2 protein-coding genes are annotated in these 9,585 nt (G+C 73.2%); both read left to right on the top strand.

What is annotated here, in order from left to right:
- A partial coding sequence (locus ACF07B_RS42745) for an SDR family NAD(P)-dependent oxidoreductase (protein WP_392182920.1) occupies positions 1 to 3,246 on the top strand: 3,246 nt, incomplete at its 5' end.
- A 34-nt stretch (positions 3,247 to 3,280) separates the two neighbouring features.
- The coding region (locus tag ACF07B_RS42750) for a type I polyketide synthase (RefSeq protein WP_392182921.1) at positions 3,281 to 9,585 on the top strand (6,305 nt) is incomplete at its 3' end.

Genomic DNA, 9,585 nt, shown 5'->3' on the forward strand with positions numbered 1-9,585 from the left:
AAGGTCAGTCACGCGTTCCATTCGCCGTTGATGGATCCGATGCTGGAGGAGTTCGCGCAGGTCGTTCGCGGTCTGGCCTTCGACGAGCCGCGGATTCCGGTGGTCTCGAACCTCACCGGTCGCCTGGCCGAGCCGTACACGGCCGAGTACTGGGTGCGGCACGTCCGTGAGGCGGTCCGCTTCGCCGACGGCGTCCGGACCCTGCACGAGCTGGGCGTGACCACGTTCGTGGAGATCGGCCCCGGCGGCGTGCTGAGCGCCCTCGCCCAGGGCTGCCTCGACGACGCGGACATCGTCACTGTTCCCGCCCTGCGTACCGACCGTCCCGAACCCCAGGCGCTCACCCTCGCCCTCGGGCAGGTGCACGCGCACGGCGTCTCCCCGGACTGGCAAGGGCTGTTCCCCGGCGCCCGGCACGTCGACCTGCCCACGTACGCCTTCCAGCGTGAGCGCTACTGGCTCGAAGGCACGGCCGCGCCCGACGTCTCCTCGGCGGGCCTGGACTCCTCCGGCCACGCCCTGCTCGGCGCGGTGGTCGAGACCGCCGGTACGCGGGACGTGCTGTTCACCGGTCGGCTGTCCCCGGCCGACCTGCCCTGGACCGCGGAACACACGGTCGGCGGCGTGCCGGTGCTCCCGGTCGCCGCGTTCGTGGAGCTCGCCCTGTCCGCGGGACGGCAGACCGGGTTCCCGCACCTGGACCAGCTGGACGTGGACGCCCCGCTGGTCCTGGCCGAACAGGGCGCCGTACGCGTTCAGGTGCAGGTCGGTGCGGGCGACGATCCCGACCGGCGCTCCGTGCGCGTCTTCAGCCGGCCCGCTGCCGACGGCACCGGCGAGCCCTGGGTCCGCCACGTCACCGGAGAGCTCACCCGGAACGCTCCGGCGCCGGAGTTCGACATGACGATGTGGCCGCCGACGGGTGCCGAACCCGTCGACGTCGAGGGCCGTCCGGGTCTGCGCGCCGCCTGGCGCGCCGGGGACGAGCTGTACGCCGAGGCCGTACTGACCGTCGCGGAGCGGAACCGGGCGGACCGCTACGCCCTGCACCCCGTGCTGCTGGACGCCGCCCTCGACATGCTGGCGTCGAGCCGCGCCGAAGACCCCGGCAAGGTGCTCATGCCCCACGCCTGGAGCGGCATCTCCGTGCACGCTCCGGGGCCCGGGGCCGTACGCATACGCATCCGGCCCGCCGCCGACGACGCGGTGGCGATCGAACTGTCCGACGCCGACGGCTCTCCCGTCGCCTCGGTCGCGTCCGTCCGGACACGGTCGATGTCCCCGCAGCAGGTGCTGGCCTCGCGCGTGGCGCACCAGGACCGGATGTTCGAGGTCGACTGGGTCGAGCACACCGCGGCTTCCGCCCCCGCACCCGCCACCGCTCCCGAAGCCGCGTGGGCGGTCCTGGGCGACGAGGGTTCCCACTCCGACATCGACGGGCTCCGCAAGGCGGTCGACGGCGGCGCGGCCACGCCTGCCCACGTCCTCCTGCCCTGCGCCCCGAGCGAGGGCGATGCCGCCGCCGCGACGCGCGGGCTGCTGGCCGATGTGCTGTCGGCCGTCCAGGAGTGGGTCGCCGACGAGCGGTTCTCCGACGCGCGGCTCGTCGTGATGACGCGCGGAGCCGTCGAGCCGGACGGCACAGCTCCGGACCTCGCGCACGTCGCGGTCTCCGGTCTGGTGAAGTCGGCCCAGACCGAGCACCCGGACCGGCTCCTGCTCGTCGACGCGGACGACTCGGTCACGAACGGCGGCCTCGACCCGGCGCTGGCCTCGGCCCTCGCCGCTCTGGACGAACCGCAGGCCGCCGTGCGCGACGGAAAGCTGTACGTGCCGCGCCTCGCCCGGATCACCCCGCCCGAGGAGCCCACCGGTCACGCGTGGGACCCCGAGGGGACCGTGCTGCTCACCGGCGCGACCGGTGGCCTCGGACGGTCGCTCGCGCGGCACCTCGTCGCCGAACGCGGCGCACGGAGGCTGCTGCTGACCAGCCGACGGGGCCCCGCGGCCGAAGGCATCGGCGAACTCGTAGCCGCCCTCTCCGAACTGGGTGCGCACGTCGACGTGGCCGCCTGTGACATCGGGGACCGGGACGCCCTCGCGGAACTGCTGGCCTCGGTCCCGGCCGAGCACCCGCTCGTGGCCGTGGTGCACGCGGCGGCGGCCCTGGACGACGGCGTGGTCACCGCCCTGACCGCGGAGCGCCTGGACTCCGTGCTGCGGCCGAAGGCCGACGGGGCGCTGCACCTGCACGAGCTGACCCGGGACCTGAACCTCTCCGCGTTCGTGCTCTTCTCCTCCCTGGCCGGAATCCTGGGCAGCGCCGGCGCGGCGAGCTACGCCGCCGCGAACGCCTTCCTGGACGGGCTGGCGCGGCAGCGCCGGGCCGCTGGCCTGCCCGGCACCTCGCTGGCATGGGGCCTGTGGACGGACAACGGCGGCATGGGCGACCGGATCACCGACGCCGACCGCAACCGGATGGGGCGGGCCGGAGTCGTGCCCTTCACCCCGGCGGAGGGGCTGGCCCTGTTCGACGCCGCCCTCACCGTGGACCGTCCGGTGATCGTGCCGGCCCGGCTGGACGTTCCAGGACTGCGCGCCATGGCCCGCGCCGGCATGCTGCCCGCCGTCCTCCGCGGCCTCGTCGGCGACACCGGCGCCGCGGCCGGCGAGACCGCGGCCGCACGGACCCCCGTCCTGGCCCGCCGCCTCGCCGGGATACCGGAGGCCGACCAGGAGAAGGTCCTGCTGGACCTGGTGCGCCATCAGGCGGCAGCCGCCCTCGGCCACGCCACCGCTGCCCGCATCGAGCCCACCACGGCCTTCAAGGACATCGGCTTCGACTCCCTGACCGCCGTGGAACTGCGCAACCGGCTCAAGGTCGCGACCGGGCTCCGGCTCAAGCCCACCCTTGTCTTCGACCACCCCAACCCCGTCGCGATCGCCCGGCTCCTCCACAAGGACCTGGTGCTCGACCTCACAGCCGAGGCCCCGCCCGTGCTCGCCGAACTGGACCGGCTGGAGGCCCAGCTCGCCGCGCTCGCCCCACAGGACGCGGTACGGGACAAGGTCACCGCCCGGCTCAAGGCGCTGCTCTGGAAGTGGACGGACACCCATCAGGACGCCGCGGCGAACACCGCCGACGCCGGCCCCGGCACCGACCGCGACATCGACCCGGACCGGATCGACGCCGCCACCGACGACGAGATGTTCGACCTCATCGACCAAGAGCTCGGGTCCCACTGACCCATCTCACGCACTGCTACCGAGGACGTAAAACATGTCGAACGACGACAAGCTCAGGGATTACCTCAAGCGCGTGATGGTGGACCTGCGCCAGACCCGCAGGCAGCTGGGTGAGCTGGAGGCGAAGGACACCGAGCCCATCGCCGTCGTCGGAATGGCCTGCCGCTACCCGGGCGGCGTCGGCTCGCCCGAAGACCTGTGGCAACTGGTCGTCTCGGGCGGTGACGGAGTGTCCGAGTTCCCCACCGACCGCGGCTGGGACCTGGACACGGTCTACGACCCCGAGCCCGGACGGACGGGCCGCATATACGTGCGCGAGGGCGGCTTCCTCCACGACGCCGGCGAGTTCGACCCCGCGTTCTTCGGGATCTCCCCCCGCGAGGCACTGGTCATGGACCCGCAGCAGCGGCTGCTCCTGCAGACGTCCTGGGAGGCCCTCGAACGCGCGGGCATCGACCCCGTCACCGCACGCGGCACCCGGGCCGGCGTGTTCGTCGGCACGAACGGCCAGGACCACGCCTACCTCCAGCGGCAGGGCGACAGCGACATCGAGGCCCACCTCGTCACCGCGAACACCGCCGCCGTGGTGTCCGGTCGCATCTCCTACGCCCTCGGTCTCGAAGGCCCGGCGGTCACCGTCGACACGGCCTGCTCGTCCTCGCTGGTGGCGCTCCACCTGGCCGCCCAGGCGCTGCGCCGCGGCGAGTGCTCGCTCGCCCTGGCCGGCGGCGTGACCGTGATGGCCACGCCGAACACCTTCATCGCGTTCAGTGCCCAGCGCGGCCTGTCGTCCGACGGCCGCTGCCGCGCGTTCTCCTCGACCGCCGACGGCACGGGCATGTCCGAAGGCGTCGGCGTGCTCCTGCTGGAGCGGTTGTCCGACGCCCGCCGGCTCGGCCACGACGTGCTCGCCGTCATCCGCGGCAGCGCCGTCAACCAGGACGGCGCCTCCAACGGCCTCACGGCCCCGAACGGCCCGTCGCAGGAGCGTGTGATCCGGCAGGCGCTGGAGAACGCGCGCCTGACCGCCTCCCAGGTCGACGCGGTCGAGGCGCACGGCACGGCCACCACCCTCGGCGACCCGATCGAGGTGGAGGCACTGCTCGCCACGTACGGGCAGGAGCACTCGGGCGACCGGCCGCTGTGGCTGGGATCCATCAAGTCCAACATCGGTCACACGCAGGCCGCCGCGGGTGTCGCCGGTGTGATCAAGATGGTGATGGCCATCCGCAACGGCGTCCTGCCGCAGACGCTGCACGTGGACGAGCCGACCGCTCAGGTCGACTGGTCGGCGGGCGGAGTCAAGCTCCTGACCGAGGCCGTCCGGTGGCCCGAGTCGGACCACCCCCGCCGCGCCGCCGTCTCTTCGTTCGGCGTCAGCGGCACCAACGCGCACACGATCATCGAGCAGGCCCCGGCCCTCGACGAGGAGCCCGCCGCCGAGCCGGCCGGGGCCCCGGCCGACTCGGCGCTGCCGTGGGTGCTCTCGGCGAAGAGCGACGCGGCACTGCGTGCCCAGGCGGAGCGCCTGCTCTCCTTCCTGGAGGACGTCCGGAGAGGCCCCGGGAGCGCCCCGGCCGACATCGGCTTCTCCCTCGCCACGACGCGCACCGCCTGGGACCGCAGGGCGGCCGTCGTCGGCGAGAGCCTGGAGGAACTCACGGAGGGTGTACGGGCGTTGGCGTCCGGCACCCCGTCCGCGGCTGTGGTCCACAACGCGGCCCGCCGCGGCGACAAGACCGGGTTCTTGTTCTCGGGTCAGGGTTCGCAGCGGGTCGGTATGGGGCGTGAGCTGTACGCGGCGTATCCGGTGTTCGCCGCCGCCTACGACGAGATCCGCGCCCATCTCGACGTCACGCTCGACGTCGACGTGGAGGAGTTGAACCAGACGGGTTGCGCTCAGCCGGCGTTGTTCGCCGTGGAGGTGGCGCTGTTCCGGTTGCTGGAGTCGTGGGGTGTGCGGCCGGATTATGTGGCTGGTCATTCGGTGGGTGAGATCGCGGCTGCGCATGTGGCGGGTGTGTTGTCGCTCGGGGATGCGGCGAGATTGGTGTCGGCGCGGGCCGCGTTGATGCAGGCGTTGCCCGCGGGCGGGGCGATGGTCGCGGTGCAGGCGGCCGAGGACGAGGTGCTGCCGTACCTGACGGACGGGGTCGGGATCGCCGCGGTCAACGGGCCTCAGTCCGTCGTGATCTCCGGTGTCGAGGACGCTGTGCTGGAGATAGCCGGGACATTCACTCAACAGGGTCGCAAGACCTCCCGGTTGAAAGTGAGTCACGCGTTTCACTCGCCGTTGATGGACCCGATGCTGGAGGAGTTCGAAGAGGTCGTCAGCGGTTTGGCCTTCAACGAGCCGCGGATTCCCGTCGTTTCGAACCTCACCGGTCTCCTGGCCGAGGCGTACACCCCGGAGTACTGGGTCCGGCACGTCCGTGAGGCGGTCCGCTTCGCCGACGGCATCGAGACTCTGCACGGCCTGGGCGTGACCACGTTCGTCGAGGTCGGCCCCGGCGGCGTCCTCAGTGCCCTGGCACAGGCCTGTGCGGACGACATCGTCACCGTCCCCGTACTCCGGGCCGACCGCCCCGAGCGGCAGGCTGTCGTGACCGCGCTCGCCGAGTTGCACGTCAGCGGTGCCGAAGTGGACTGGCACGCCTTCTTCCCGGGCGCTCGGCGCGTAGACCTGCCCACCTACGCCTTCCAGCAGCAGCGCTACTGGCTGGAGGCCCCCGAGGCCGAGACGGCCGCCGTGGACGCGGTCGACGCCGAGTTCTGGGCGAGCGTCGAGCGCGAGGACGCCCAGTCCCTCGCCGCCACGCTGGGGCTGAGCCCCGAGGAACTGAACGTCGTAGTACCGAAGTTGTCGGCCTGGCGGGGTCGGCGGCGCGAGCAGTCCGTCGTGGACGGCTGGCGCTACCAACTGGCCTGGCAACCGCTGAACGGCCTGTCCGCAGGCGACCTGTCCGGCAGCACATGGCTGTTCGCCGCGCCCGAGGGCGACGAGTGGGCCGGCACGGTCCGCGCGGCCCTGGCCGGACGCGGCGCGTACCTGATCCCGCTGACGGTCGGCGCCGACGCCGACCGCGCGTCCCTGACCGACGAGCTGACCCGGGTCGCGGGCGAAGCCGGATCGCTCGACGGCGTCCTGTCCCTGCTCGCGACCGACGAGACCGCCTCGCCCGAACACCCCGCGCTCTCCCAGGGCTTCGCGCGGACCGTGGCCCTGGCCCAGGCACTTGGCGACGCGGGCATCGACGCGCCGCTGTGGTGCGCCACCCGCGGAGCGGCCGCCACCGGCCGCTCCGACGACGCACCGCTCAGCGCGGTGCAGAACCAGGTGTGGGGCCTCGGCCGTGTCCTGGCCCTGGAGCACGCCCGGCGCTGGGGCGGCCTGATCGACCTGCCGGCGGCCGTCGACGAGCGCGCCGCCGGCCGTATCGCCGCCGTACTGAGTCAGGGAGCCGGCGCCGCCGATGGCCAGGAGGACCAGGTCGCCGTCCGCGCCACCGGCGTGTTCACCGCCCGGCTCGCCCACGCCCGAAGCGGCGCCGGCCGGCCGTGGTCGCCGCGCGGCACGGTGCTGATCACCGGTGGTACGGGTGCGCTGGGCGGGCACGTGGCCCGCTGGCTCGCCGGTGCCGGTGCCGAACACCTCGTGCTCACCAGCCGCCGCGGCGCCGACGCGCCCGGCGCGACCGCGCTCAAGGACGAACTGGAGGAGCTGGGAGCGCGCGTCACCCTCGCCGTGTGCGATGTCGCCGACCGCGAAGCGGTGGCGGCGCTGCTCGCCGAGCACACGTTCACCTCCGTCTTCCACGCCGCGGGCGTGGAACAGTCAGCCCCCTTCGACGAGCTGACACCGGCCGACTTCGCCCGCACGGTGGCGGCGAAGGCCCGCGGCGCCGCACACCTGGACGAACTGCTCGGCGACCGCGAGCTCGACGCCTTCGTCATGTTCTCCTCGATCGCCGGCGTGTGGGGCAGCGGCCACCAGGCCGCCTATGCGGCCGGCAACGCCTTCCTCGACGGGCTCGCCGCCCGGCGTAGGGCCCGGGGCCTGGCCGCCACCGCGATCGCCTGGGGCCCGTGGGCCGACGGCGGCATGGTCACCGACGCCGACGAGGAGCACCTGCGCCGCCGCGGCGTCGTCACCCTGCCCGCCGCACTCGCCGTGACCGCGGTCCAGCGCGCCCTGGACTGCGACGACACCGCGGTCGTCGTGGCCGACATCGACTGGGAACGGTTCATCGGACCGTTCACCCTCGGCCGCCCGAGCGCCCTGCTGTCCGAGTTGCCCGAGGTGCGCCGCGCCGGCACCGCCGCACCGGCCGGCGCCGCCACCGGCGCCGCGCCCCTGGCGGCCCGGCTCGCAGGACTGCCGGAGGCCGAGCGCACGGAGAGACTGATCGACCTGGTCCGCGCGCACGTCGCGGCTGTCCTGGGCCACTCCTCGGCGGCGGAGGTCGAGCCCGACCGGGCGTTCAAGGACCTCGGCTTCGACTCCCTGACCGCCGTCGAACTCCGCAACAAGGTGAACACGGCGACCGGTCTCGCGCTGCCGCCCACGCTGGTCTTCGACCACCCCAACGCCACGGCGCTCGCCCGCTTCCTGCAGAGCGAGCTGCTCGGATCGAAGGCCGCCGTGGAGCAGGAGCGGCACGCGGCCGCCGACGACGAGCCCATAGCCATCGTGGCGATGAGCTGCCACCTGCCCGGCGGCGTCGACTCGCCCGAGGCGCTGTGGGACCTGGTGACGTCCGGCGGCGACGCCGTCTCCGCGTTCCCGTCGAACCGCGGCTGGGACGTCGAGGCCCTCTACGACCCCGACCCCGACCGCCCCGGCAAGACGTACGTGCGCGACGGCGGCTTCCTTCATGGCGCCACCGACTTCGACGCCGGCTTCTTCGGGATCTCCCCGCGTGAGGCCCTGGCGATGGACCCGCAGCAGCGCCTGCTGCTGGAGGCCTCGTGGGAGGCCTTCGAGCGAGCCGGGATCGCCCCCGCGCAGCTGCGCGGCAGCCGGACCGGCGTCTTCGTCGGCATGGCCTACCAGGGCTACGGAGCCGATGTGCGCCGCGCGCCGGAAGGCGTCGAAGGACACCGGCTCGTCGGCGGCGCGTCCAGCGTCGTCTCCGGCCGGGTGGCCTACACCTTCGGACTCGAAGGGCCCGCCGTCACGATCGACACGGCGTGCTCGTCGTCCCTGGTCGCCCTGCACCTGGCCATCCAGTCACTGCGCAACGGCGAGAGCACGATGGCGCTGGCCGGCGGCGTCACCGTCATGGCCAGTCCGAGCGTTTTCGTGGAGTTCAGCCGCCAGCGCGGTCTGTCGCCCGACGGCCGCTGCAGGGCGTTCGGCGCGGACGCCGACGGCACCGGCTGGGCGGAGGGCGTGGGCGTGGTGCTCGTGGAGCGGCTGTCCGACGCCCGCCGCAACGGGCACCAGGTGTTGGCGGTGGTACGGGGGAGCGCGGTCAACCAGGACGGTGCGTCCAACGGTCTGACCGCGCCGAACGGCCCGGCGCAGCAGCGGGTCATCCGCCAGGCCCTGGCCTCCGCGGGTCTCACCACCGCCGATGTCGACGCGGTGGAGGCGCACGGTACGGGCACGAGGCTGGGTGACCCGATCGAGGCGCAGGCGCTGCTTGCGACCTATGGCCAGGAGCGTGAACGGCCGCTTCTGCTGGGCTCGTTGAAGTCCAACATCGGTCACACGCAGGCCGCCGCGGGCGTCGCCGGTGTGATCAAGATGGTGATGGCGATGCGTCACGGCGTCCTTCCGCGGACACTGCACGCCGATGAGCCGACGCCGCACGTGGACTGGTCGGCCGGTGATGTCCGGTTACTGACCGAGGCCGTCGGCTGGCCGGAGACGGACCGTCCGCGCCGTGCCGCGATCTCGTCCTTCGGTGTCAGCGGCACCAACGCCCACACCATCATCGAACAAGCCCCCGCCATGGCGGAGTTGTCTCCCACGCCCGACTCCGGCGCGCTCGTGCCATGGGTGCTGTCGGGCAAGGGCGAGCGGGCGCTGCGTGCCCAGGCGGCCCGGCTGGTCGGCCACCTCGACGCGAACGACTGCTGGACGGCTTCCGACATCGGTCTCTCCCTGGCCTCCCGCGAGACGTTCGAGGACCGCGCGGTGCTCCTGGCGGAGGGCTCGGACAAGCTCCGGCAAGCCCTCACCGCCCTCGCCGCCGGCCGACAGGCGGCGAACGTGACGCTGGGACGAGCCCGCTCCGAGGGCAAGGTCGGTTTTCTGTTCTCGGGTCAGGGTTCGCAGCGGATCGGTATGGGGCGTGAGTTGTATGCGGCGTTCCCTGTCTTCGCCGATGCGTA

It is taken from the genome of Streptomyces sp. NPDC015532 (assembly GCF_043078065.1).
Lineage (GTDB): Bacteria > Actinomycetota > Actinomycetes > Streptomycetales > Streptomycetaceae > Streptomyces.